Annotated in this window: 23 protein-coding genes; 11 read left to right on the top strand and 12 right to left on the bottom strand. The window is 58.8% G+C overall.

Annotated features, from left to right (window positions below; all coding sequences use genetic code 11):
- Position 1 precedes the first annotated feature (1 nt).
- Together BLQ41_RS22355 and BLQ41_RS22360 are read left to right on the top strand one after the other, a co-directional pair.
- Positions 2–748, top strand: coding sequence for a hypothetical protein (locus tag BLQ41_RS22355; protein WP_090184436.1), 747 nt, complete (start codon positions 2–4; stop codon positions 746–748).
- A 46-nt stretch (positions 749–794) separates the two neighbouring features.
- On the top strand, positions 795–2,075 hold the full coding sequence (locus tag BLQ41_RS22360) for a hypothetical protein (RefSeq protein WP_090184439.1): 1,281 nt from the start codon (positions 795–797) through the stop codon (positions 2,073–2,075).
- A 99-nt stretch (positions 2,076–2,174) separates the two neighbouring features.
- Here the strand turns inward: BLQ41_RS22360 and BLQ41_RS22365 are convergent, their stop codons facing one another.
- Positions 2,175–3,500, bottom strand: coding sequence for a sigma-54 dependent transcriptional regulator (locus BLQ41_RS22365; protein WP_090184442.1), 1,326 nt, complete (start codon positions 3,498–3,500; stop codon positions 2,175–2,177).
- A 342-nt stretch (positions 3,501–3,842) separates the two neighbouring features.
- Here BLQ41_RS22365 and BLQ41_RS22370 point away from each other — a divergent pair, with 342 nt between their 5' ends.
- The 3 genes from BLQ41_RS22370 (at position 3,843) to nhaB (ending at position 7,215) form a co-directional block, all read left to right on the top strand.
- A complete protein-coding gene (locus tag BLQ41_RS22370) occupies positions 3,843–4,109 on the top strand; it encodes a hypothetical protein (protein WP_090184445.1) in 267 nt (88 codons plus the stop codon).
- A gap of 236 nt (positions 4,110–4,345) precedes the next feature.
- Entirely contained in the window at positions 4,346–5,635 is a 1,290-nt protein-coding gene (locus BLQ41_RS22375; protein WP_090184448.1) for an NHL repeat-containing protein, read from the top strand.
- Between the two features lie 77 nt (positions 5,636–5,712).
- Entirely contained in the window at positions 5,713–7,215 is a 1,503-nt protein-coding gene (nhaB, locus tag BLQ41_RS22380; RefSeq protein WP_090184451.1) for a sodium/proton antiporter NhaB, read from the top strand.
- 147 nt (positions 7,216–7,362) lie between these two features.
- Here nhaB and BLQ41_RS22385 read toward each other — a convergent pair whose 3' ends face one another.
- The 3 genes from BLQ41_RS22385 to gnd are packed head-to-tail and all read right to left on the bottom strand — an operon-like array spanning position 7,363 to position 10,681.
- Complete coding sequence (locus BLQ41_RS22385; protein WP_090184453.1) at positions 7,363–8,184, bottom strand: HAD family hydrolase; 822 nt, start codon at positions 8,182–8,184, stop codon at positions 7,363–7,365.
- On the bottom strand, positions 8,181–9,704 hold the full coding sequence (zwf, locus tag BLQ41_RS22390) for a glucose-6-phosphate dehydrogenase (RefSeq protein WP_090184456.1): 1,524 nt from the start codon (positions 9,702–9,704) through the stop codon (positions 8,181–8,183). The genes BLQ41_RS22385 and zwf overlap by 4 nt, the downstream gene beginning before the upstream one ends.
- Positions 9,701–10,681 (bottom strand): phosphogluconate dehydrogenase (NAD(+)-dependent, decarboxylating), encoded by a 981-nt coding sequence (gnd, locus tag BLQ41_RS22395; protein ID WP_090184459.1) that lies wholly within the window; start codon positions 10,679–10,681, stop codon positions 9,701–9,703. Before gnd ends, zwf begins: the two co-directional genes overlap by 4 nt.
- Before the next feature lie 270 nt (positions 10,682–10,951).
- Here gnd and BLQ41_RS22400 point away from each other — a divergent pair, with 270 nt between their 5' ends.
- The 3 genes from BLQ41_RS22400 (at position 10,952) to BLQ41_RS22410 (ending at position 13,488) form a co-directional block, all read left to right on the top strand.
- On the top strand, positions 10,952–11,134 hold the full coding sequence (locus BLQ41_RS22400) for a DUF6026 family protein (protein WP_090184462.1): 183 nt from the start codon (positions 10,952–10,954) through the stop codon (positions 11,132–11,134).
- Positions 11,135–11,333: 199 nt separating this feature from the next.
- Positions 11,334–13,079: a phosphoethanolamine transferase CptA gene (locus tag BLQ41_RS22405; protein ID WP_090184464.1), complete on the top strand. Its 1,746-nt coding sequence runs from the start codon at positions 11,334–11,336 to the stop codon at positions 13,077–13,079.
- Positions 13,080–13,278: 199 nt separating this feature from the next.
- The gene (locus BLQ41_RS22410; RefSeq protein WP_090184468.1) at positions 13,279–13,488 is read left to right on the top strand and encodes a hypothetical protein; all 210 of its coding nucleotides are present in this window, start codon (positions 13,279–13,281) and stop codon (positions 13,486–13,488) included.
- 57 nt (positions 13,489–13,545) lie between these two features.
- Here the strand turns inward: BLQ41_RS22410 and BLQ41_RS22415 are convergent, their stop codons facing one another.
- The 7 genes from BLQ41_RS22415 to BLQ41_RS22445 form a co-directional block, all read right to left on the bottom strand.
- Complete coding sequence (locus BLQ41_RS22415) at positions 13,546–14,037, bottom strand: GNAT family N-acetyltransferase (protein WP_090188771.1); 492 nt, start codon at positions 14,035–14,037, stop codon at positions 13,546–13,548.
- Positions 14,038–14,139: 102 nt separating this feature from the next.
- Complete coding sequence (locus BLQ41_RS22420; RefSeq protein ID WP_090184471.1) at positions 14,140–14,721, bottom strand: DinB family protein; 582 nt, start codon at positions 14,719–14,721, stop codon at positions 14,140–14,142.
- An 18-nt stretch (positions 14,722–14,739) separates the two neighbouring features.
- Positions 14,740–15,858: a cell division protein ZapE gene (gene zapE, locus BLQ41_RS22425; protein ID WP_090184474.1), complete on the bottom strand. Its 1,119-nt coding sequence runs from the start codon at positions 15,856–15,858 to the stop codon at positions 14,740–14,742.
- A gap of 26 nt (positions 15,859–15,884) precedes the next feature.
- A complete protein-coding gene (locus BLQ41_RS22430) occupies positions 15,885–16,226 on the bottom strand; it encodes a nuclear transport factor 2 family protein (RefSeq protein ID WP_090184477.1) in 342 nt (113 codons plus the stop codon).
- Between the two features lie 52 nt (positions 16,227–16,278).
- The gene (locus BLQ41_RS22435) at positions 16,279–16,995 is read right to left on the bottom strand and encodes a helix-turn-helix transcriptional regulator (protein ID WP_090184481.1); all 717 of its coding nucleotides are present in this window, start codon (positions 16,993–16,995) and stop codon (positions 16,279–16,281) included.
- A gap of 110 nt (positions 16,996–17,105) precedes the next feature.
- Positions 17,106–18,065 (bottom strand): agmatinase, encoded by a 960-nt coding sequence (speB, locus tag BLQ41_RS22440; RefSeq protein ID WP_090184484.1) that lies wholly within the window; start codon positions 18,063–18,065, stop codon positions 17,106–17,108.
- Positions 18,066–18,078: 13 nt separating this feature from the next.
- Entirely contained in the window at positions 18,079–19,170 is a 1,092-nt protein-coding gene (locus tag BLQ41_RS22445) for a polyamine ABC transporter substrate-binding protein (protein WP_090184488.1), read from the bottom strand.
- Positions 19,171–19,271: 101 nt separating this feature from the next.
- On the opposite strand from BLQ41_RS22445, the gene BLQ41_RS22450 reads away from it, so the two are divergent.
- The 3 genes from BLQ41_RS22450 to BLQ41_RS22460 all read left to right on the top strand — a co-directional run bounded on the left by BLQ41_RS22450 (position 19,272) and on the right by BLQ41_RS22460 (position 22,333).
- Complete coding sequence (locus BLQ41_RS22450) at positions 19,272–20,165, top strand: LysR family transcriptional regulator (protein ID WP_090184491.1); 894 nt, start codon at positions 19,272–19,274, stop codon at positions 20,163–20,165.
- A gap of 163 nt (positions 20,166–20,328) precedes the next feature.
- Positions 20,329–21,801: a nucleobase:cation symporter-2 family protein gene (locus tag BLQ41_RS22455; RefSeq protein ID WP_090184494.1), complete on the top strand. Its 1,473-nt coding sequence runs from the start codon at positions 20,329–20,331 to the stop codon at positions 21,799–21,801.
- A 58-nt stretch (positions 21,802–21,859) separates the two neighbouring features.
- Positions 21,860–22,333 (top strand): LEA type 2 family protein, encoded by a 474-nt coding sequence (locus BLQ41_RS22460; RefSeq protein WP_090184497.1) that lies wholly within the window; start codon positions 21,860–21,862, stop codon positions 22,331–22,333.
- A 126-nt stretch (positions 22,334–22,459) separates the two neighbouring features.
- On the opposite strand, the gene BLQ41_RS22465 is transcribed toward BLQ41_RS22460, so the two are convergent.
- Complete coding sequence (locus BLQ41_RS22465; RefSeq protein WP_090184500.1) at positions 22,460–23,383, bottom strand: carbon-nitrogen hydrolase family protein; 924 nt, start codon at positions 23,381–23,383, stop codon at positions 22,460–22,462.
- Between the last annotated feature and the right edge of the window lie 3 nt (positions 23,384–23,386).

Raw genomic sequence — 23,386 nt, forward strand, 5'->3', positions numbered from 1 at the left:
AATGAAGACTCCAATCTGGCTGGCCGTTGTCTGCCTGGCCGCCAGCCTGCCTACCCAGGCACAACCATTCAAACCCATCGAACTGAAGGATCAGGAACTGGCGACCCTGCGCGGCCGCTTTGTGATGCCGGGAAGAATTGTCAGTTTCGGCATCGTCATGACCAGCTCTTGGCAAAATGCCAACGGTGAAGTAATCGGCGCCACTTCATCGATGCAAATTCAACAATCAACCATCAAGCCACAGTTCTATGTATCGATGATCGATGAAAAAAGTAGTGGCTCAACGCAATCGCAAAGCACCGGCACCGGTAGCGTCACTGGCGGCAGCGGCCTCAACAGCACCGAAGGCGTCACTCAGGTCGTGCGCGCTGCCGGCGACAATAATACGGCCTACAACAACGTTGATATCAACGTCACAAAGGCTAACCAGGCACCCGTAACGCAACAACAAGGCCAGGCATTGGCCGCAGGCTCGACGGTGTCCGGCACCAATGGCGCGGGTTCGCTGAGCGTTTCCTCAACCGGCACGGGTGTGCAACTCAACATCGTGGCCAATAACAATCAGGGCAGTACCATCCAACGACTGGCCCAGGGAGGCCTGATGCAGAACACGACATTGCTCGGTAGCAGCAACCAGGTCCGCAATCTAACCTCATTCAATGTTGTGTTGCGTGACAACGTGCCGTCAGCCGGATCGGTAAGCGGCAACCTCGATCAACTCAAAGGTCTTCGCGCACTCGGATTCTGATCTACGCTCAGTCTCATCGGAAGTCATCAGAAGGGACGGCACACCCATGCATCGATCGTTAACGCTCAGAGCTATTGTCTGTTTAAGTAGCCTGACCCCGGCGACACTGCTATATGCAGCACCGGACCCTCAGGTCGAATTATTAAAACAAGAACTCATGGAGTTGAAACAGCGTTACGAAGCACAACAGAACGCGCTGATGGTCCTTGAGCAGCGCGTTCGCCAAGTCGAAGCAACACCAGTGACACCACCGCCCAAACGTCTGACCAAATCCCCTGCCGAACCGGTCAAGGGGGGTCAGACGGTGGCCACCGGTGCGCCGGGAACCACGGGCAGTTCATATGGCCAGGCGCTCAAGGACGACTCTGAACCTGCACAAAGCGTTTCCAACCTGTATGACGAAGCCAGCGGCTTCTTCGGTGGTGGCAAGTTCAGCTTCGAAACCGGCATGACCTACACGCACTACGATACCCGTGCATTGACGCTCAATGGCTTCCTGGCACTGGACTCGATTTTCCTCGGCAACATCAACCTCGACCGCATCAAGGCGGATAACTGGACCCTGGACCTGACGGCTCGCTATAACGTGGCACAACGTTGGCAGTTCGACATCAACGTTCCCGTGGTGTATCGCGAATCGACGTATTCCTCCGGTGGCGCCGGCGGCGCAGGCCCGGTGACGTCTGACGCAACCGTAACCCGCGACCCCACTATCGGCGACATCAACGTCGGCGTGGCTTACAAGTTTCTCGATGAGTCGGTCAACCTGCCCGACGCAGTCGTGACGCTGCGCGTCAAAGCGCCAACCGGTGATGACCCTTACGGCATCAAGCTGGTCAATGACCCCAATAACGATAACCTTTCGGTACCCCAGAGCCTGCCTACCGGCAATGGTGTCTGGTCGGTAACCCCGGGTATCTCCCTGGTCAAGACCTTCGATCCGGCGGTGTTGTTCGGCAGCCTGGCCTATACCTACAACATCCAGGACTCTTTCAGCGACATCAGCCCTCAGGTCAACTCCAAGGTCCCTGGGGACGTGAAACTGGGCGATTCCTGGCAGGTGGGCGCCGGTATTGCGTTCGCCTTGAACGAGAAGATGAGTATGTCGTTTTCGTTCACCGATCAATTCGCTCGCAAGAGCAAAATCAAACCGGACGGTGGCGATTGGCAATCGATCACCAACAGCGACTACAACTCGGCTAACTTCAACATCGGCATGACACTGGCCGCCACCGATAAGCTGACGATTGTTCCCAATCTGGCCATTGGCCTGACCGAAGACTCGCCAGACTTTTCCTTCAGCCTGAAATTCCCATATTACTTCTGATACGGCGCGCACAAAAAACCCGCTTTTCGGCGGGTTTTTTGTCGATCGCTACTCGGGTTAAAAAGCATTTACCGACAATGTTTAACTAAAAATGGCAACTCAACGTATTTGATGTTTGTGCAGCAAACGGTAGAACGTCGGCCTGGAAATCCCGAGCACCTTGGCGGCAATGCTCAGATTATCGCTGTGGCGGTTAAGCACATCGCACAAGGCCTGGCGTTCTGCGCGGGTCTTGTAGTCCTCCAGCGTGCCCATTGGCGTGGGCATGGCCTGCTGGCTGATCAGCCCCAGATCTCGGGCTTCAATCTGCCGGCCCTCGGCCAGTACCAACCCGCGACGTACCCGGTTGGCCAGCTCGCGAACATTGCCTGGCCAGTCATGTTTGCCCATGGCAATCAAGGCGTCGTCGCTGAAACTGCGTGGGCGGCGACCGGTTTCATGGCTGTAGAAATGGGAAAAGTGGTTGGCCAGCATCGATAAGTCACCATGGCGCTCACGCAGTGGCGCGGTGACGACTTGCAGCACGTTCAAGCGGTAGTACAAATCCTCACGGAAGCGCTTCTTTTCGATTGCCGCCTCAAGGTCGACGTGAGTCGCCGCCAACACCCGCACATCCACCGGAATGGGCTGGCTGCCGCCGACATGCTCGATGTGTTTTTCCTGAAGGAAGCGCAGCAGATTGGCTTGCAGCTCCAGGGGCAAGTCACCGATTTCATCGAGAAACAGAGTGCCGCCGTTCGCTGCTTCGATCCGTCCGACCTTGCGTTGATGAGCCCCGGTAAACGCACCCTTTTCGTGGCCAAACAACTCGGACTGGATCAAGTGTTCAGGGATTGCACCGCAATTGATCGCCACGAACGGTTTGTTGTGACGCTGGGACTGTCGGTGCAAGGTGCGCGCAACCAACTCCTTGCCGGTGCCGCTCTCGCCGCGAATCAATACCGGAGATTCGGTAGGCGCCAGTTTGCTGAGCAGTTTGCGCAGTTCGCGAATCGGCTTGCTGTCACCGAGCAACTCGTGTTCGGGCTGATCGATATGAATCGTGCCCTGCCCTCGCAAGCGCGCCATGCCGAACGCTCGTCCGAGCGTGACTTGCACCCGCGAAACATCAAACGGCAAGGTATGGAAGTCGAAAAACCATTCGCAAACAAAGTCGCCGACATTCTGCAGTCGCAGGACTTCTTGATTGAGCACAGCGATCCACTCGGTGCCGCTGTGGCTGATCAGCTCTTTGACGGCTTCCGGGTGTTCCAGATGAAAAGGTTGTAATCGCAACAGGCCAACGTCGCAGGTGCGCTCGGCTGCGTTCTCCAAGGTGCAACTGTCTACATCCCAACCGACAGAGCGTAAACCCGGCAATAGACGATGGCAGTCGTCACACGGGTCCACTACTAACAGACGTCGCAACGCGGGCGCTTCGATCATGACTGTTCCTTGGCGCCAATTTTGAGAAATATTATTAAAAACAGTCGTTTGGCGGGCCTGGCTGTAACATTAGCAAGAATTTGACGGTCCCTTGTACCGTTTGTCTATAGGGTTGTTAGTTAATTAGTTATAAGAGAGCGCTTTGTTAGTTACCTAACGAGTTCAACCTTTCATGAAGCTTTCAAAAACGCCTCCCTTAATGAGTATATGAAAGAAAGTTGAAATTTCTTCCGAATGTGTGTGACCTGCCCCCCGGTTGCGGGCATCAGTACAAGTAACCAGCCGAACGGTAAGCCCAACCGACGGCCTGTCACTTGATTGGGCATAGAGAGAGAAGATCCCATGACCGCCCCGCTCCGTATCAACGAAGCTCTTTTGATTGCCGACCGCGCATTTAAGCCCTTTAAATGCGTAGCCTGGGCGCCACAAGACGGTAACGGCGAACTCAGCCTGACGGTGATTGATCGCACCAGTACCCCGCTGGGCCGTACACAAATCCCGAGCAGCGCCTACACCGACCCGGCGCAACTGGAACATGTTCTTAAAGAGGCACGCACAGAACTGAGCCAGGAAGGTTACAAATTGTTCTCGTGGTCTATGCCGCACTAAGCGACTTGCGTTAACGCTTTAAAAAAAGATCGTCCAGGCCGAGCCCGGACGATCTTTTTTGCTTTATTACTTGGCAGGCTTGCCAGTGGTTCGAAAAGACACTGTTCTGGCACATAACGACCCTCCGCCAGTTAGTTGTGACCGTTGTGCTATCGATCATTCAAGGATTGAATGTTTTGCACAGGCCATTGCCCTCCCAACCCCGGGAGTTGGTCAGCTCGCAAGGAGGTGCGCGCATGCCTCACCAGACCGCTGTTGCCCTGCCTGCATCTCCTTACACTGCCGGCCAACTCGACAAGCGCTTCGCTTGCGGCGGCAAAACCCAAGTGTATTTCGCCGGCAGCACATGGAGCATCGCCAACAGTGTGGCGATTGATGCACAGGGTCGTGTGCTGGTGGCGGCGAAAGTCGGCACTCGCAGTGGTCATTTTTTTGGCCTGGCCCGTTTGCTGGCCGACGGTTCATCTGACCTGTCTTTTGGCACTCACGGGAGCGTTATCGGGCAATTCCAGCGCGGTCACGAAGCCATGGCGGGCAGCGTCCAGTTACTGGCCGACGGGAACATTCTGGTGGCCGGCCTGCACTATGAAGACGCCCATCGAACACTGCCGGCCTTGGCGCTATTCGATGAACAAGGCCGCCCGGTCCAGAAATTTGGCGACAATGGTTATTGTGTCGTACGTCTGCCGGGAAATCTCTCCCAAGGCCGGCGCAACACCTCTGGGCCTTTTGGCGTACCGGGGGCTGAAACCTGTGGTGTGAAAGTGCAAGCTGACGGCGCGATCCTGTTACTGGCCAATCACTATTTTGAACAGGCCGATCACGCCGGCCTGTTGATACGCCTCACCGCCGATGGTGAACCGGACACTACCTTCAATGGCCGCGGCTTTGTCATGGTCAGGCATTTGCTGATGAACTCCTGGCTCAGCGCCCTGATGCTGCAGGCGGATGGTCGGATAATGGTCGGCGGATCGATCAGTTTCCCCGAACAAGCATTACTGGCGCGCTATCTTCCCGACGGCAGCCTGGATGAGCGCTTCGCCGTGGATGGTTTGATGACCTTCGGTGTTCAAGGAAAAAGCGCGCACATCAACCAGACCGTGCAGTTGGAGAGTGGCGATTTGCAGTGTTTTGGCAGCAGCCGCGAACCGATGCATTGCCTGGCGCTGAAAGTGCACAGCAACGGCCGCCCGGATACTCATTGCAACAATGGCCAGCCGCAGCTGCTGCACATTGGCCGCAACACCAGCCAATGGACCGCCGCCCGGTTGCAGTCAGATGGCCGGGTGCTGGCGGTCGGTGGCACCCTCGGTGGGGTTGAACCCGGCTTTTTGCTGGCCAGGTATCTACCCGGTGGACAGCCGGACCCCGGCTTTGCCGAAGGCACCTGTTGGGTCCGAACCCGTCTTGGCAGTAGCCTCGACATGGCCACCTCAGTGGCGGTTCAAACTGACGCAGGCATTATTGTCGGCGGCTATTCGCTGGACGGTAATTACCGGGCAGTGGTGGTGCGTTATCTCGGTTGAGCCAACTTGTTGTTACACACTTGATCTTCCCTGTCGCTTCCGGCAACTTGCGCGCTTCTTAATACAAGGAGTAGCCGATGTCCGGCTCAATGGCTCAGGCCTTCGCGCACAATTTTCTCGGCCACTCTCCCCGCTGGTACAAGGCATGCATTGTCGGCTTCCTGATAATCAATGCATTGGTGTTATGGGCAGTCGGCCCGGTGGCGGCCGGTTGGCTGCTGGTGCTGGAGTTCATCTTCACACTGGCCATGGCGCTCAAGTGTTATCCGCTGATGCCCGGTGGTTTGCTGCTGATTGAAGCGCTGCTGCTGAAGATGACCACGGCGCAGGCACTCTACGATGAACTGGTGCACAACTTTCCGGTGATCCTGCTGCTGATGTTCATGGTAGCGGGCATCTACTTCATGAAAGACCTGCTGCTGTTTCTGTTCTCGCGCCTGTTGCTGGGCGTGCGCTCCAAAGCGCTGCTGGCCTTGATGTTCTGCTTTCTCTCGGCGTTTCTGTCGGCGTTCCTCGATGCCTTGACGGTGACGGCGGTGATCATCAGCGCCGCCGTTGGCTTTTATTCGGTGTATCACCGCGTCGCCTCGGGCAATGACCCACGCCAGGACAGTGAATTCGGCGATGACCAGCACCTGCCCACACTCCATCACGGTGACCTTGATCAATTTCGCGCGTTCCTTCGCAGCCTGCTGATGCACGGCGCCGTGGGCACGGCGTTGGGCGGTGTTTGCACACTGGTCGGCGAACCGCAAAACCTGCTGATCGGTCACGAAATGGGCTGGCACTTTTCAGAGTTTTTTCTGAAAGTTGCCCCGGTGTCGCTGCCGGTGCTGGCTGCAGGTTTAGTGACCTGTGTGCTGCTGGAGAAGCTGCGCTGGTTCGGTTACGGCACGCTGCTGCCGGACAACGTGCGCACGGTGCTGGCCAATTACGCCGCCGAAGACAACGCAGAGCGCACTTCACGGCAACGCGCCGCCTTGCTGGTCCAAGGTGCGGCGGCGTTGATCCTGATCGCCGGGCTGGCTTTTCATATTGCTGAAGTCGGGCTGATCGGTTTGATGGTGATTGTGTTGATCACCGCGTTCACCGGTATCACCGAAGAGCACCGCATCGGCAATGCGTTCAAGGACGCCATGCCGTTTACCGCATTGCTGGTGGTGTTTTTCGCGGTGGTCGCGGTGATTCACGATCAACAGTTGTTTACGCCGCTGATCCAGTGGGTACTGGCGCTGCCAGCCGATCAACAGCCCGGCATGTTGTTCATCGCTAACGGCTTGCTGTCGGCCATCAGCGACAACGTGTTTGTGGCAACCATCTACATCACCGAGGTGAAACAGGCGTTCATCTCCGGCCACATGAGCCGCGAGCACTTCGAAACGCTGGCGATTGCGATCAATACCGGGACGAATCTGCCGAGCGTGGCGACACCCAATGGTCAGGCGGCATTTCTGTTTCTGCTGACGTCGGCGATAGCACCGCTGATTCGCCTGTCGTACGGGCGGATGGTGTGGATGGCATTGCCTTATACGGTGGTGATGGGTGTGCTGGGTTGGTATGCGGTGAGTTACTGGCTGTAAAACCGATCAACCTGTAGGAGCTGTCGAGTGCAAAGAGGCTGCGATCTTTTGACTTTGATTTTTTAAGAACAAGATCAAAAGATCGCAGCCTCGTTGCACTCGACAGCTCCTACAGCGGCTTCAGCGGTTTCAGCGGTTTCAGCGGTTTCAGCGGTTCAGGATATACCGCTCGATCGCCTGCGCTGCGCCATCTTCGGTATTGGCGCCCGTCACCACATCGGCCTGAAGCTTGACCGCCTCTTCCGCCTGCCCCATGGCAATCGACAACCCGGCACGATGAAACATCGCCGGGTCATTGCCGCCATCGCCCATCGCGGCAGTCTGCTCCAGCGAGATACCGAGAAACTCGGCCAGTGTCGCCAACGCGGCGCCCTTATTGGCCTGCATCGCGGTCACGTCCAGATATATCGGCTGTGAGCGCGAGACCTGCGCCTGCCCCTCGACCTTGGGCAGCAATTGCGCTTCCAGCTCGATCAACAACTCAGCGTTGTTGCTGGCTGCAACGATCTTGTCGATACGCTCAAGGTAAGGCTCGAAACTCTCTACCACCACGGGCGGATAACCCAGGCCATGTTGCTCCCGGGGAACCATTGGACGGTGTGGATCTTTGAGCAGCCAGTCGCCCCCGCTGAACACCCAGACCTCGATGTCCGGCAGATCGGCAAACAATGCCAACGCCGTCAGCGCGGCCGTGACCGGTAAATAATGCGCAACCAGCACACTGCCATGTGGATTGACGATGGTGCCGCCGTTGAAAGCAGCCGTCGGCAGGTCGACACCCAAGGCTTCAATCTGCTGCAACATGGCTTTGGGTGGGCGCCCCGTGGCCAGGCTGAACAGCACGCCAGCCTCGCGCAATGAACGAACTGCTTCGATCGTGCGCAGGCTCAGGCTGTGATCGGGCAGCAACAGCGTGCCGTCCATGTCGCTGAGCAGAAAACGGATGGGTTGCGGCGTGACGTCACTCATCCGAGGCCGTGCCAGACGCGACCGTCGCGAATCAACAGGTCATCGCCGGCCTTCGGACCGTTTTCGCCAGCCGCATAGCGCTCCACGCTCGCGTCCTGCTGCCAGGCATCCAGGAAGGGCTGCACGGCGCGCCAGCCGTTCTCGATGTTGTCGGCGCGCTGGAACAGGGTCTGATCGCCCGTCAGGCAGTCATAGATCAGAGTTTCGTAGCCGGTGGACGGCTGCATTTCAAAGAAATCCTTGTAGGCAAAACCCAATTCGATATTGGCCATTTTCAGCGCCTGGCCTGGACGTTTCGCCAACAGGTCGAACCACATGCCTTCGTTGGGCTGAATCTGAATCCGCAAATAGGTCGGCTGCAGCTCATCAACTTCGGTATCGCGGAACTGCGCGTAAGGCGCATTTTTGAAGCAAATGACAATCTCGGTGTCGCGCACGCTCATGCGCTTGCCGGTGCGCAGGTAGAACGGCACGCCAACCCAGCGCCAGTTGTCGATCATGACTTTGAGCGCAACGTAGGTTTCGGTGTTGCTGTCAGGCGCGACGTTGTTTTCCTCGCGATAACCCGGCAGGAGCTTGCCGCTGACCTCGCCGGCGCTGTATTGCCCACGCACCGAGTTGGCCCGCGCCTCCTCGGTGGACCAGGGACGAATCGCACCCACCACTTTGGCTTTCTCGCCGCGTACCGCATCGGCGCCAAAGGCTGCCGGCGGCTCCATTGCCACCATCGCCAACAACTGGAACAGGTGATTGGGCACCATGTCCCGCAGGGCGCCGGTGTGTTCATAAAAACTGCCACGGGTTTCCACGCCGACGGTTTCGGCGGCGGTGATCTGCACGTGGTCGATGTAATGGTTGTTCCAGAACGCTTCGAACAGGCTGTTGGAAAACCGGCTGATCAGAATGTTCTGCACGGTTTCCTTGCCCAGGTAATGGTCGATCCGGTAGATCTGGTTTTCCGACATCACCTTGAGCAGGCAAGCGTTCAAGGCTTCGGCTGTTTGCAGATCGGAGCCGAACGGTTTTTCGATCACCACCCTTCTGAACGATTCAGGCGTTTCTTGCAGCAAATCGGCGGCGCCGAGACGGCGCACCACTTCGCTGAAGAACCGTGGCGCGGTGGCCAGGTAGAACACCGCGTTGCCGGTGCCGCTGGCGGCGATTTTTTCCGCCAGCGCTTGATAAGTGCTGTCGTCCAGGAAGTCGCCCTGGACGTAGCTGATGCCTTTGGCCAGTTTGGCCCACAGCTGCGGATCAAGGGCTTGATCGCCCTTGCCGACCTTCGCCGCCACTTCCGCGCGAATGAAATCTTCGAGCTTTTGTGCAAAGGCTTCGTCGCTGATGGCGTTGTGGTCAACGCCGATGATCCGCAAACCATCGCCGAGCAGACCGTCGCGACTCAGGTTGTAAAGCGCCGGCATCAGCAGACGCTTGACCAGGTCACCATGGGCACCGAATAAAAACAGCGTGGTCGGTGGAGCGGGTTCTGCCTTGGATTTATTGCGGATCAAGCGAGTCATTTTTTCGAAGTCTCCACATGGCCGCCGAAGCCGAAGCGCTGGGCCGAGAGAATCTTGTCGCCAAAAGTGCCTTGGCCGCGGGAACGGTAGCGCGAGAACAGCGAGTTCGACAGCACCGGAACCGGTACCGATTGTTCCATGGCCGCTTCGATGGTCCAGCGACCTTCGCCGCTGTCAGCCACCGAACCCGAGTAACCGTCGAGTTTCGGATCGCTGGCGAGCGCGTCGGCGGTCAGGTCGAGCAACCAGGACGACACGACGCTGCCACGACGCCAGACTTCGGCGATGTCGGCCACGTTCAGGTCGAAACGCTGATCTTCCGGCAGTTGCTCACTGGACTTGGTCTTGAGAATGTCGAAGCCCTCGGCGAAGGCCTGCATCATTCCGTATTCAATGCCGTTGTGGATCATCTTCACGAAATGGCCCGAGCCTGCCGGGCCTGCATGGATGTAACCACGCTCGGCGCGATCGTCGTCCGACTTGCGGTCCTTGGTGCGCGGGATATCGCCCATGCCCGGCGCCAGGCTGTCGAACAGCGGATCAAGGCGTTTCACCACCTCGGCGTCGCCGCCGATCATCATGCAGTAACCACGATCCAGGCCCCAGACGCCGCCGGAGGTGCCGACGTCGACGTAGTGCAGGCCTTTCTCCGACAGGCTCTTGGCGCGGCGGATGTCGTCCTTATAGAAGGTGTTGCCGCCGTCGATGATGGTGTCGCCGGCTTCGAGCAACGTGCTCAGGGCGGTGATGGTGTCTTCGGTCGGTGCGCCAGCGGGCAGCATGACCCACACGGCGCGTGGCTTGGCCAGGCCTGCGACCAGCGCCGGCAGGTCGATGACGCCCTTGGCGCCTTCCGCTGCCAGGGTGTCGACGAAGGCGGTATTGCGGTCATAAACAACGGTGGTATGCCCGTTGAGCATCAGGCGACGCGCAATATTGCCGCCCATGCGGCCCAGTCCAATAATCCCGAGTTGCATGTGCTGATGCTCCCTACTACTAAAAATGTGTGTCAAAGGTTATAGCCCAACGCGACCAATGTGGGTTAGTCCAGAGCATTGGCGCTAAGTTTCCGGGCATTGTGCCCGATCCTGATTGATAACGTCGGTAATCGCGTCGAAGACACAACGACCATCAAAAATAAAAAAGTTCCATTCAGGGGCAAAAGAAATCAAAATCGCAGCCGATAGTAAATAAGCACCGATGTCGGGGCGGATTTACAGTTGAGATAGCCATTTGCGAGGTGAGCAATGGGCACAGTACAAGCAGCACGGCCAGCACAAACCCTCTATGTCACGATCCGTCGTGATGAATTGCGCCAGTTGAAAGAAGAGCGCGACCTGTTGAAGCAGGAGCTCGCGCAGCTGCGCTTACTCACACAAAGCTCCCCCGCTCTGCAATTGCCCGTCACCCAGCGCGCTCCCCACGCCTGATCCGCTCGCCTGAATCGGAAACAGTGCCCTGCTGTTTCCGATGCGATGCAACGCGCCGCCAAGCCTTAAACTCACGAATTTTTCACATTTACTTGTTGATACTCCGCCGCCCTATGGCCGAGCGGTTTGCGCGCGGCTTCCGTTCGTCGACAACAGGGAAGGCTCGACGGTCGAAGTGAATACTTGGCTGGAGCGCTGAATGGCTTTGTTTAACCGCAGCAAAACGACTGCGACTGGTTTTGATTGGGCAGGATTTCTCTGGTTATTCCTGTTCTTCTGGTATTTTTCAGGCATCACTCAACTGTTGATCCAACTGACGGGCACCTCGGGTTTCACCGGGTTCCGCCAGGCTTTTGTGATGAGCGCCATCTGGCTCGCACCGATGCTGCTGTTCCCTCGGCAGACACGGGTAATGGCTGCAGTGATCGGCGTGGTGTTGTGGGCCTGTTCAATGGCCAGCCTGGGTTACTTCTTCATCTATCAGCAGGAATTCTCCCAAAGCGTCATCTTCATCATGTTCGAATCGAACATTGCTGAAGCGGGCGAGTACATGACCCAGTATTTCGCCTGGTGGATGGTGGCGGCGTTCCTCGCCCATACCCTGTTCGCCTATTTCCTGTGGACGCGCTTGCGCCCGGTGTACCTGCCGCGCTGGCAGGCCTGGGTCGCGGCGACCGCGATTCTGGTGGCCGTGGTCGGTTATCCGCTGGTCAAACAAACTGCGCGCACAGGCAACTTCGCTGATGGTTTCGAGAAGTTCGAGACCCGCGTCGAGCCGGCGGTGCCGTGGCAGATGGCCGTGGCCTATCACCGTTACCTCGAGACGCTGGCCGGCATGCAAGACATGCTCAACAGCGCGAGCAAGATTGCACCGCTCAAAAACCTCACTGACACGATGGCCAACCAGCCCTCCACCCTGGTGCTGGTGATTGGCGAATCGACCAACCGTCAGCGCATGAGCCTCTACGGCTACCCGCGTGAAACCACGCCGGAACTGGACAAGCTCAAGGATCAACTGGCGGTCTTCAACAACGTCATCACCCCGCGCCCTTACACCATCGAGGCGTTGCAGCAGGTGTTGACCTTCGCCGACGAGGAAAACCCGGACCTTTACCTGACCACGCCGTCCCTGGTCAGCATGATGAAGCAGGCCGGTTACAAAACCTTCTGGATCACCAACCAGCAGACCATGACCAAGCGCAACACCATGCTCACCACGTTCTCCGAACAGGCTGACGAGCAGGTGTACCTGAACAATAACCGCAACCAGAACGCCGCCCAGTACGATGGCGACGTGATCGAGCCGTTCAACAAGGCCCTGACAGACGCCGCGCCGCGCAAGCTGATCGTGGTGCATTTGCTCGGCACGCACATGAGCTATCAGTACCGTTATCCGCCGACCTTCGACAAGTTCACCGACCGCAAAGGTGTGCCGGACGGCGTGCGTGACGATGAGGTGCCGACGTACAACAGTTATGACAACGCGGTGCTGTACAACGACTTCGTGGTCTCGAGCCTGATCAAGGACTACGCCAAGTCCGATCCGAACGGCTTCTTGCTGTACCTCTCCGACCACGGTGAAGACGTGTTCGACTCAGCGGGCCACAGCACACTGGGCCGTAACGAAAACAAGCCGACCGCGCCGATGTACACCATTCCGTTCATGGCGTGGGCCTCACCAAAGTGGCGTGAAACCCACGACTGGAATCTGGCCGGTGACTTGGGGCGGCCTTACAGCAGCTCGCAACTGATCCATACCTGGGCCGATATGGCGGGCCTGAGTTTTGATGAACTGGACCGCAGCAAAAGCCTGGTCAGCGACAGTTTCAAGCCGCGACCATTGATGATCGGCAACCCTTACGAGCGTCAAGTGCGTCCGCTGATCGACTTCAGCCTGATGAAACCCAAGGCCACGCCGGACGATCCGGCAGTCGCCAAGCAGTAATCCTCAGGGGCCGATTCCGGCCCCTTTTTTGTGTCCCGCTGCTGCGCACGACACATTTTAAAATATCAATAATTCTCGTTAGCCTGGACTTGAAGCTTTGCGGCGGTTAATTCCCAAATCACCAATTCGGCGGATAATGTCCCGGCGACATTTGACTCATGGAAGACAGGCATCCGATATCCGTAGTTGGAGGCACACCATGAAGCGTATAACGCTGATACTCGCCAGTCTGATGATGTTCGGTTCGGCCGCTGCTTTAGCTGAAGGTGGTGCCGAGCGCATGAGGTATTACTTCGAAAGCCTGCGCTTTAAGCAAGAACAGGCCAATGGCATCCAGCGCAAAGTGATTGAGCTGAGGGTTCCGGACGATCAAACCGCGCAGGTCACCGAAAGCTACAGGCCGAAATAAACGATGGCAGACGGGCGTCCTGATGGACGCCCTTTCTTATGCTTGATAGAGGCGAGATTAAAGGTCTTTGGTCCAGAACAGCATTCGGCCATGGGCCGGATCGAACATGCCGGGTGCAAAACCGAACTTGCCATAGGACGCCTGCGCGACCGCATTGCCTTCAAGGACTTCCAGGGTGATCTTGCAGCCGCCGCGCTGGCGGGTGATGTCCTCGACTTTTTGCAGCATCTTCTGGCTCAGTCCCAGGCCGCGAAACTTGGGCACCACCGACACGTCGTGCACATTGACCAAAGGCCGACAGGCAAAGGTCGAGAACCCTTCAAAGCAATTGACCAGCCCGGCCGGCTCGCCATCGACAAAGGCCAGCACACTGAAAGCGTGGGGACGCTTGGCCAGTTCACCCGGCAATCGCTGCACAATGTCCTCGGGCAATGCATGCCCGCCGCCCATGGGGTCCTGAGCATAAGCATTGAGCACGATGCCGATCGCTTCGGCGTGCACCGGGTTGGTGTAGCTGGCTTGAAGGACAAGCACTTCTGCGGCTTCCATTTCCATCGTCAACATCCCATCAGGTTGCCCCGACACGTCTCTCGCGCCGGGAGGTCGACGGACATTATCGCGAGGCGCAATCATCGACAACCCGAACCGGCCTCAAACGCCCCAGATCAGCGTTTCAGTCCATCCCAGCTCGGCAAAATCAGCGGCCCGTAAGCTTGACTCACCGGCGCAGAAAAACTCGTCCAGCTGCGGCGGCTTGACCGACGTGCCGCTGAGCATCGCGTGCACCTGGCCACGGTGATGAATCTGGTGTTCGAACAGATGGGAAAGCATGCGCAATCGACTGTCATGCTGCGGCGTTTCCCGGGCGATGGTCACGATTCGCCCCAGGTCGGCATCGCGCAACTGTTCGCAGTAGGCAATCAGTCGACGGTCAACGTGGGCTTGCTCAAGCTTCAGGTCGGAGCCCGAGGTGAACGGCTCGTCCCGGGTGAAGAATACATAACAGTCAGGGTGCGGCTCGTCACCGCGCAGCTCGCGCTCCAGCGCATCCATGTAGAACCAGTCGCACGTCAGGATGTGATTGAGGGTGGCCCTGATGCTGGGGAAAAAGCTGACACGCGGCGCCATCAGTTCGGCCGCGCTCAATTGGCCCCAGGCCTTGGCGAGTCGGTGATTGGCCCAGGCGTTCTGATATGCCATGGTCAGCAGATGATGAGACAGGGGCTGATTCATGTTCGCGGCTCCTTGCAATTAGGCTTCAGCGAAACGTTGCAGCTGCATTTCCTGTAGACGGCTTAATGTGCGGCGGAACGGGAATTCAAGGTAACCCTCGGTGTACAACGCCGCCATCGGCACCTGCGCTTCGAGATACAGCGGCACCTTGCGGTCGTAGCATTCGTCCACCAACGCGATGAAACGCCGGACACCGTCGTCGTGTACCGACAATTGCGGCAGTTCGCGATCACCGGCCACCACGCGCTCGGCAGCGTCTTCGGTGCCACGGGCGATGCGTCCGGCGCGCTTTTGTGCGCTCAGGTTGGGCACCTCACTCAACAGAATAGCGCTGAAGGTGTCGCACAGCGCCATGAAGTCCATGGCGGCAAACGGTTGTTCGCACAGATCGGCATAACGGCACCAGAGCACCTTTGCGCTGGCCTGCACCACATTGACCGAGCGATAACCGACGGTGATCGGCTCGCTGGACACTGATTGCCCAGCGGTCAATGCCTTGAACACTTCTGCCAGTGCGCTCGGCTGGCCGGCGGTCGCCACCCAATAACGTTGCAGACCGGCGCCCGGGTGCAGGCGGTGGTCTTCGCCGCCATCCACTGCGATCACCTGCATGTGTTTCTTGATCGCCTCGATGGCGGGCACGAAACGGTCGCGGTTGAAGCCATCGGCGTACAGCTGATCCGGCGGCTGATTGGAGGTGCAGACCACCACCACGCCTTGCTCGAACATCACCTGGAACAACCGCCCGAGAATGATCGCATCGCCAATGTCGTTGACGAACAGCTCATCAAAGCACAACACCCGCACTTCCTCGCTCAGCTCACGGGCCAGCGCCTTCAGCGGGTCGGCGGTGCCGGTCAGCTGGAATGAACGCTGGTGCACCCAGCTCATGAAGTGATGAAAGTGTTGCCGGCGGGCCGGAACCTTGAGGGTTTGATAGAACTGGTCCATCAACCAGGTCTTGCCGCGACCGACCGGCCCCCAGAGGTAAACCCCGGTGATCGGCGTGCGCCCTTCGTGCAAGGCTTCGTGGCATTTTTGCAGCGCCCACACGGCATGTTCCTGGGCTTCGTCCTGGACGAAGCCCTTTTGTTCGATGGCGTGTTGCCAGGCGCTTAGGGGAGAGTCGACATTCATGCGCGGCAGTATGCCACGCACTCGCGTTACAGAGAGATGTCTAGCCGGGCGATCTTGCCCTGCTCATTGAGGCGGAACATGTAACGCAGTTCCAGGGGGCTGCCGGGAAAGGTCCCGGAAATCCGGTTGTGCACCAGCACTTTACCGGTGCGCTGCTGCACGCCGAGCACTTCGACCCGTGGTTCATAGCGCTGCGCCGTGTCTTGCATCCATTGGGCAATGGCTTGCGTGCCGATACGGTGATGTCCTTCATCGAACACATTGGCATCCTCAGCAAAAAAACTGCCGACCCGCGAAGTGTCGCGAGCATTGGCGGCGGCAATGTAGGCGGCAATGGCGGGCGCCAGTGAAGAGGCTGGATTGGACATGTTTACGGCTCCTTGTTTGTTGGTTCTGGAGCCATCCTAGAACACGCCTGTGTCAGTTCTTGTCAGGAGTGAAACGCCCCGCTTCATCCAGTTGCATCTGCTTGCGCCAGGTGCGCAACAAGTCGCTGCGCCGCCCCGGATAGCGCTCGCCCTGCTCGTTGGCAGCGGAGATCCGGTCGGTGCGAAAGGTGCGGTAGGCGCCGCGCAATTCACACCAGGCGACGATGATCCGCACTTCATTGAGAAACCCCAGCGCCAAGGGCCAGATCAGCCGTTGACTGGGCACCTGGTTGGCGTCTGCATAGTCGATGCTGAGCTTGGATTGATCGCGTATGGCCTGGCGAAACACATTCAATGGCACTGCGTTTTGCGGGTAGCCATAACCGGGCGGGCCCGGCAGCACCGTCGGGTTGCGCAATGCATCCTGGGCTTCGGGCGCCAGTACGGCGGCAATCTTGGCCAATGCATCCGCCGCGGCTTTGCTCAACACCTCGTCGCCGCGCTGATCGACGTAGCGCAATCCCAGCACGATTGCTTCGGTTTCATCGGCGTTGAGCATCAAGGGTGGCAGGAACAATCCGCTGCGCAATACGTAACCGATCCCCGCTTCACCGAATATCGGTGCGCCCAGCGCCGTCAATTCGGCGATGTCTCGGTACAGCGTGCGTTCGGAAATCTCCAGATCGCTGGCCAGCGTTGCCGCCGTGACCGGACGACTTTTGCCCCGTAACACCTGCAACAACGTGAGTAAACGTGTGGTACGCGACACGATCCGTAGTCTCTTTCCTGAGAAGTCGACGGAGCTTAGCAGAGGCTACTGTCAGAAACTGGCAGTAGCCATCTGTGAGTAACGGCCTACGGCGTCAGCACATGCGGGTGCTACCGGTCCACCTTATGTCTGGCGGCATAAAGGCAGAGCATTTCCATGGCCAATGTCGCCGCTGCCAGCGAAGTGATGTCCGCGCTGTCGTAGGCCGGCGCCACTTCCACCACGTCCATCCCCACCAGATTGATCCCACGCAAACCGCCGAGAATCTCCAGCGCCTGCACGGTGCTCAAGCCGCCGCACACCGGTGTCCCGGTGCCGGGCGCGAAGGCCGGGTCAAGGCAATCGATATCGAATGTCAGGTACACCGGGTTATCGCCGACCCGCGCACGAATCGCTTCGACAATGGCGTCACACCCTTGCCGGTGCACCTGCCGCGCATCCAGCACCTGAAATCCCTGGTGATCGTCATTGGTGGTGCGCAAACCAATCTGCACCGAACGCGACGGATCGACCAGCCCTTCCCTGGCCGCGTGCCAGAACATGGTGCCGTGGTCAACGCGCTTGCCCGCCTCGTCCGGCCAGGTGTCGCTGTGCGCATCGAAGTGAATCAGCGACAACGGACCATGTTTGCGGGCATGGGCCTTGAGCAGCGGATAGGTAATAAAGTGGTCGCCGCCGAACGTCAGCATCGCGCTGCCGGCGTTGAGAATGTGCTCGGCATGCGCTTCGATGCTTTCCGGCACCGAGTGCGGCGAGCCGTAATCGAAGTCGCAATCGCCGTAGTCGATAACGGCCAAATGATCGAACGGATCAAACGTCCACGGCCAGTGGCGTTCCCAGGCGATCCCGGTGGACGCGGCGCGAATGCCTCGCGGCCCGAAACGCGCGCCGGGGCGGTTGCTGGTGGCGGTGTCGAACGGGACACCGCTGACCGCGACGTCGACACCGCGCAAGTCACGGCTGTAGCGTCGACGCATGAAACTGGTAATGCCGGCGTAGGTGCTTTCGGCGGCTGTGCCGTAAAGACTGTCACGGGTCATGGCCTGATCGTTTTGCACAGGGATGTCCATCAGGTATTCCTTTTTATTGGCGGCTACGGAAAGTGGTCCACAAGCGGGTTCGCTGACGCATGTCCTTGAGGCTCATGGTGCGGTCGGCGTACAGCAGACCGCGAACGTCGGCGGGCGGGTAAATGTCTGGATCGGTGCGCACCGCCTCATCCACAAGTGGCGTCGCGGCCTGGTTGGCGGTGGCGAAGAACAGCGTGTTGGTCAGCGCTGCGACGGATTCGGGGCGCAACATGAATTCGATGAACTGGCGGGCCGCTTCGGGATGCGGCGCGTCCTTGGGAATGGCCAGGTTGTCCTGCCAGACGATGGTGCCTTCCTTGGGAATCCGGTAGGCGATTTCGTAGGGCTTGTTGGCCTTGCGTGCCTGATCGGCAGCCATGCTGGCGTCACCGTTATAAGTCAGCGCCAGACAGATACTGCCGTTGGCCAGATCGTTGATCTGCCGGCCGCTGGCGACGTACAGCACGTTTGGCTGCAACTGATGCAATAACGCCTGCGCCGCATCCAGATCGTTCTTGTCGGTGCTGTAGGGATCTTTACCCAGGTAGTGCAACGCCAGACCGATGACCTCCTGGGGCGAATCGATGATCGCGATGCCACAGTCCTTCAGTTTGCTGGCGTACTCCGGCTTGAACAACAAATCCAGACTGTTCAGCGGCCTATTCGGCAAGCGCTTCTGTACCGCTTCGACGTTCATCCCCAGCCCCAGCGTGCCCCAGGTATAGGGCACACCGTAAAGGTTGCCGGGGTCCACGGCGGCGAGCTTTTCCAACAGGTCCGGGTCGAGGTTGGCGTAGCCCTTCAAGCCTTCGTGAGGAATGGCTTTCAGCGCACCGGCCGCCAAGCCACGAGCCAACACGCTGGACGACGGCACCACCACGTCGTAACCGCTGCCACCGGTGAGCAGTTTGGTTTCGAGCACCTCCGGGGCATCGAACGTGTCGTAACGCACGTGAATCCCGGTTTCCTGTTCGAAACGCTGCAAGGTCTCGGGCGCTACGTAATCGGCCCAACTGTAGAGGTTGAGGGTCTTTTCCTCGGCCTGGGCCGAAGCGGCCACGGCGAGGAACAACGCGGATAAACACAGCTTGAACATGGGAGCCATGACGAACACCTGACCAGAGGAAGTGGTTGCAGCGTGCGCGTTCCGATACATTGTCGAAATATCAAGTTTGTTAACCTGACTTTATTGCGGAGTAATGTTTGATGCTCGGTCAACTCCATGACCTCGACTTGCAACTGCTGCGTTTGTTTGTCCGAGTGGTCGAGTGCGGCGGCTTCAGTGCGGCACAGGGCGAACTGGGGTTGAGTCAATCGAGCATCAGCCAGCAAATGGCCAAGCTCGAAACCCGGCTTGGCTATCGCTTGTGCAGCCGCGGCAAGGGTGGATTCAGGATCACGCCCAAAGGTGAGCAGTTGCTGACGGCGACGCGCGGCCTGTTTGAATCCATCGAAGCCTTCCGCCATAAATCCAATGGTGTGGCCGGGCGCTTGATCGGCGAAATACGCCTCGGCTTGTCCGAAGCCCTGGATCAATCGGTGCTGCAACGCGTGGCCGATGCGATCAGTCGTTTTCGCGAGCGAGACGAATCGGTGCGCATCGAATTGATCAGCGCCATGCCCGGCGAAATGGAACGTCTTCTGCTGCAACAACGGCTGGACCTGTCCATCGGTTATTTCTCACAGGTGCAGCGTGCGTTTGACTACCGCCAGTTGTTCATGGAAACCCAGCACCTGTATTGCGCCCCCGGACATCCGCTGTTCACTGACGATGCGCCGGACGACCGAGCCTTGCAGGCGTGTGACCGGGTCGATCATCCCTACCGCTTCCTGCGGGCCGACGAGCCCTTCCAGGGACAGCGCTGTTCGGCAAGGTCGGAGCAGGTCGAAGGCACCCTCGCCTTTATTCTGTCCGGCAAACACGTCGGTTATTTGCCCGATCATTTTGCCCGCAGTTGGGAAGACAAAGGCTTGCTCAGGGCTGTGCGTCAAGAGGACATGAGTTTCGATGTGGCGTTTCACCTGGCGCGTCATCGTGCGCAGGTGCCGGGGGATGCGCAGAAGGCGTTCGAAGAGGATTTGCTGGCGGCGTTTGCCTGAAGATTTAGAAGATCGCAGCCTCGTTGCACTCGACAGCTCCTACAAGAGATCACGTTCCACATGTAGGCGCTGTCGAGTGCAACGAGGCTGCGATCTTTTGATCTTTTGCCACTTTCTGGCATCCTGCGCCTCCATTTTTTGACCTGGCCCTGGCGCTTTCCCCGTGACCTCATCCGAACACGCAAAACCCCAGCCCCGTTCCGACCTGATCTACGGCCTCGACGACCGCCCGCACCTCACCGCCACGGTCTTCGCCGCCCTGCAACACGTGCTGGCCAGTTTTGTCGGCATCATCACCCCGACCTTGATCATGGGCGGCGCCCTCGGACTGCAAAGCGAAGTGCCGTACCTGATCAGCATGGCGTTGTTCGTCTCCGGGCTGGGCACCTTTGTCCAGGCGCGACGGTTCGGCCCGGTGGGTTCTGGCCTGTTGTGCCTGCAAGGCACCAGTTTTTCGTTTATCAGCGTGATCCTCAGCGCCGGGTTCATGGTCAAGGCCCGGGGCGGCGGCACCGATGAAATCCTCTCGACCATCTTCGGCGTGTGCTTTTTCGCGGCGTTCATTGAAGTGGTGTTGAGCCAGTTCATTGGCAAGTTGCGCATGCTGATCACGCCCGTGGTCACCGGCACCATCATTACGTTGATGGGCCTGTCGCTGATCAAAGTCGCCATGACCGACATCGCCGGCGGTTTCGGCGCAGCGGACCTCGGCGCGGCCAGTCACCTGGCGTTGGCGGCGTTGGTGCTGGGAACCATCGTGGTATTGAACCGGGTCGACGTGCCATTCTTGCGCCTTGGGGCGATCGTAATTGGCTTGACGTTGGGCTACGTCGTGGCCTGGTTGTTGGGCGATGTTAATTTCGCCAGCCTGCCCGACGTGCCGCTGATGAGTGTGCCGGTGCCGTTCAAGTACGGTTTCAACTTCGATTGGGTGGCATTCGTGCCGGTGGCGGTGATTTTCCTGGTGTCGCCGCTGGAAGCCGCGGGTGACCTGACCGCTAACTCGATGATTTCCCGGCAACCGGTCAAAGGCCCGGTGTACATCCGCCGGATCAAGTCCGGTCTGCTGGCTGACGGCCTCAACTCGGCCATGGCGGCGGTGTTCAACAGCATGCCGATGGTGACCTTCGCGCAGAACAACGGCGTGATCCAGCTCACCGGCGTGGCCAGCCGCTACGTGGCGTTTTTCATCGCCGGCCTGCTGGTGCTGCTGGGGCTGTTCCCGATGATTGGCGCGGTGCTGCAATTGATGCCCAAACCGGTCCTCGGCGGCGCCGAACTGGTGATGTTCGGCACCGTCGCGGTGGCCGGGATCAAGATCCTCGCCGAAGCCGGTCTGCATCGACGCAACATGCTGATCGTGGCGATTTCCCTCGGCATGGGCCTGGGAGTCGCGGCCGTGCCGCAGGTGTTGCGTGAGCTGCCCCTGGCGTTGCACAACATCTTCGAATCGCCGATCACCGTGGGTGCGTTGTGCGCTATCGTGCTGAACATCTTCCTGCCAGAGGAATTCATCGAGCTGGAGGAAGACGATTTCGATCCGGAAGCCTCGATCCTGCAGGTCATGGAAAATCCCGATGTCCCGGCCAAAGGTGAACCCGCAACGCCTGAGGCGGTCGCACAGTTGACCCGCTAAAAGGCTCAAGGGCCGAGCCGTTGGCGGTTCAGCCCTTTTTCTGAACGAGAGCCTGTCCATGCGCCGCGTCCACGCCGTCATCCTTTCCCTGCTGTTGCTCTCCCTGAGCGCCTGCGCCCTCTTCCCCCATCGCGACGCGTTGAACATCAATGTGGTCGGCATCGAACCGCTGCAAAGCCAGGACATGGAAGTACGGTTTGCCGTAAAGATACGCGTGCAAAACCCCAACGAAACGCCGATTGACTACAACGGCGTCGCGCTGGATCTAGAGGTCAATGGCCAGCCGCTAGCCTCTGGCGTCAGCGATCAATCGGGCTCGATCGCACGCTTCTCCGAAACCGTGCTCACGGTGCCGGTGAGCGTTTCGGCGTTTTCAGTCATACGCCAGACGCTGGGCTTGAGTCAGACCCAGACACTGAACAATCTTCCCTATGTTCTGCGCGGCAAACTGGCTGGCGGATTGTTTGGCACGATGCGTTTTGTCGACACGGGCAAACTGAGTTTGCCGGGGTCTACGACTGGCACTTGGTAAACTGCGGGAGCTTGGAAACGATGCATTTCCCTTGTGGGAGCGAGCCTGCTCGCGATGACGCCGGCACATTCAACAAATCAGTGGCCTGATCCACCGCTATCGCGAGCAGGCTCGCTCCCACAGGGGTTATGTAGTGAAGCGGACACCGGTTTTAGGCCGCTCATCCACGATCAACTCAAACACATCCGGGCGCGCGTAGTGCCCGACGACGTCGTAGTCATAGCGGGCGCGAACCAGGTCATCGGTGTTGATTTCAGCGGTCAGCAAACCGGCCTCACCCCGCAACGGCCCTGCCAGAATGTCACCCATCGGCCCGACGATCACGCTGCCGCCGGCAATCAGCGGCCGGTCTGCCGGCCAGTTAGCGATGTCTACGCCCAACGCTTGCGGCGAGTCCTGGACCTGACAAGCGCTGACCACAAAGCAGCGTCCTTCATGGGCGATGTGGCGCATGCTGACTTGCCACATCTCGCGCTCATCCACCGTCGGCGCGCACCACACTTCAATGCCTTTGGCGTACATCGCGGTGCGCAGCAGCGGCATCATGTTTTCCCAGCACACCACCGCGCCGATCCGCCCGACCTGGCTGTCGATTACCGGCAGTGTCGAGCCATCGCCCTTGCCCCAGATCAAACGTTCGGTGCCGGTGGGCATCAGTTTGCGGTGTTTGCCGACCAGCCCGGCCTGCGGATCGAAATACAGCGCCGTGCAATACAACGTACTGCCGGCGCGCTCGATAACACCGATGACAAGATTGGCACCCGTGCGGGCCGATAAGCCGGCCAGCGCTTCGGTCTCGATGCCGGGCACGTCGATGGCGTTGGCGAAATAGCGGGCGAAGGCTTCACGACCTTCCGGCAATCGGAAGCCCAGTTGAGTGCCAAAGCCTTCGCCTTTGGGATAGCCACCGAGCAAGGCTTCGGGCATGACCACCAACCCGGCGCCGGATTCGGTAATGGCGTTTTCCCAGGCGAGAATCTGCTCCAGCGTCTCGGCCTTGCCGCCGGGCAAGGCGCCGATTTGCAGCGCAGCAACGATTGATTTGGGCATGTC

Source organism: Pseudomonas arsenicoxydans, assembly GCF_900103875.1.
Taxonomy (GTDB): Bacteria; Pseudomonadota; Gammaproteobacteria; order Pseudomonadales; family Pseudomonadaceae; genus Aquipseudomonas; species Aquipseudomonas arsenicoxydans.

What these genes read in the sequence shown, in the direction of transcription:
- BLQ41_RS22405 (WP_090184464.1), top strand. Translation starts at nt 11,334, where the DNA reads ATGGCTTTGTTTAACCGCAGCAAAACGACTGCGACTGGTTTTGATTGG.
- BLQ41_RS22385 (WP_090184453.1), bottom strand. Translation starts at nt 8,184, where the DNA reads ATGAGTGACGTCACGCCGCAACCCATCCGTTTTCTGCTCAGCGACATG.
- gnd (WP_090184459.1), bottom strand. Translation starts at nt 10,681, where the DNA reads ATGCAACTCGGGATTATTGGACTGGGCCGCATGGGCGGCAATATTGCG.
- zapE (WP_090184474.1), bottom strand. Translation starts at nt 15,858, where the DNA reads ATGAATGTCGACTCTCCCCTAAGCGCCTGGCAACACGCCATCGAACAA.
- BLQ41_RS22375 (WP_090184448.1), top strand. Translation starts at nt 4,346, where the DNA reads ATGCCTCACCAGACCGCTGTTGCCCTGCCTGCATCTCCTTACACTGCC.
- nhaB (WP_090184451.1), top strand. Translation starts at nt 5,713, where the DNA reads ATGTCCGGCTCAATGGCTCAGGCCTTCGCGCACAATTTTCTCGGCCAC.
- BLQ41_RS22430 (WP_090184477.1), bottom strand. Translation starts at nt 16,226, where the DNA reads ATGTCCAATCCAGCCTCTTCACTGGCGCCCGCCATTGCCGCCTACATT.
- BLQ41_RS22365 (WP_090184442.1), bottom strand. Translation starts at nt 3,500, where the DNA reads ATGATCGAAGCGCCCGCGTTGCGACGTCTGTTAGTAGTGGACCCGTGT.
- BLQ41_RS22415 (WP_090188771.1), bottom strand. Translation starts at nt 14,037, where the DNA reads ATGGAAGCCGCAGAAGTGCTTGTCCTTCAAGCCAGCTACACCAACCCG.
- BLQ41_RS22420 (WP_090184471.1), bottom strand. Translation starts at nt 14,721, where the DNA reads ATGAATCAGCCCCTGTCTCATCATCTGCTGACCATGGCATATCAGAAC.
- speB (WP_090184484.1), bottom strand. Translation starts at nt 18,065, where the DNA reads ATGGACATCCCTGTGCAAAACGATCAGGCCATGACCCGTGACAGTCTT.
- BLQ41_RS22370 (WP_090184445.1), top strand. Translation starts at nt 3,843, where the DNA reads ATGACCGCCCCGCTCCGTATCAACGAAGCTCTTTTGATTGCCGACCGC.
- zwf (WP_090184456.1), bottom strand. Translation starts at nt 9,704, where the DNA reads ATGACTCGCTTGATCCGCAATAAATCCAAGGCAGAACCCGCTCCACCG.
- BLQ41_RS22360 (WP_090184439.1), top strand. Translation starts at nt 795, where the DNA reads ATGCATCGATCGTTAACGCTCAGAGCTATTGTCTGTTTAAGTAGCCTG.
- BLQ41_RS22445 (WP_090184488.1), bottom strand. Translation starts at nt 19,170, where the DNA reads ATGGCTCCCATGTTCAAGCTGTGTTTATCCGCGTTGTTCCTCGCCGTG.
- BLQ41_RS22355 (WP_090184436.1), top strand. Translation starts at nt 2, where the DNA reads ATGAAGACTCCAATCTGGCTGGCCGTTGTCTGCCTGGCCGCCAGCCTG.
- BLQ41_RS22460 (WP_090184497.1), top strand. Translation starts at nt 21,860, where the DNA reads ATGCGCCGCGTCCACGCCGTCATCCTTTCCCTGCTGTTGCTCTCCCTG.
- BLQ41_RS22465 (WP_090184500.1), bottom strand. Translation starts at nt 23,383, where the DNA reads ATGCCCAAATCAATCGTTGCTGCGCTGCAAATCGGCGCCTTGCCCGGC.
- BLQ41_RS22410 (WP_090184468.1), top strand. Translation starts at nt 13,279, where the DNA reads ATGAAGCGTATAACGCTGATACTCGCCAGTCTGATGATGTTCGGTTCG.
- BLQ41_RS22400 (WP_090184462.1), top strand. Translation starts at nt 10,952, where the DNA reads ATGGGCACAGTACAAGCAGCACGGCCAGCACAAACCCTCTATGTCACG.
- BLQ41_RS22450 (WP_090184491.1), top strand. Translation starts at nt 19,272, where the DNA reads ATGCTCGGTCAACTCCATGACCTCGACTTGCAACTGCTGCGTTTGTTT.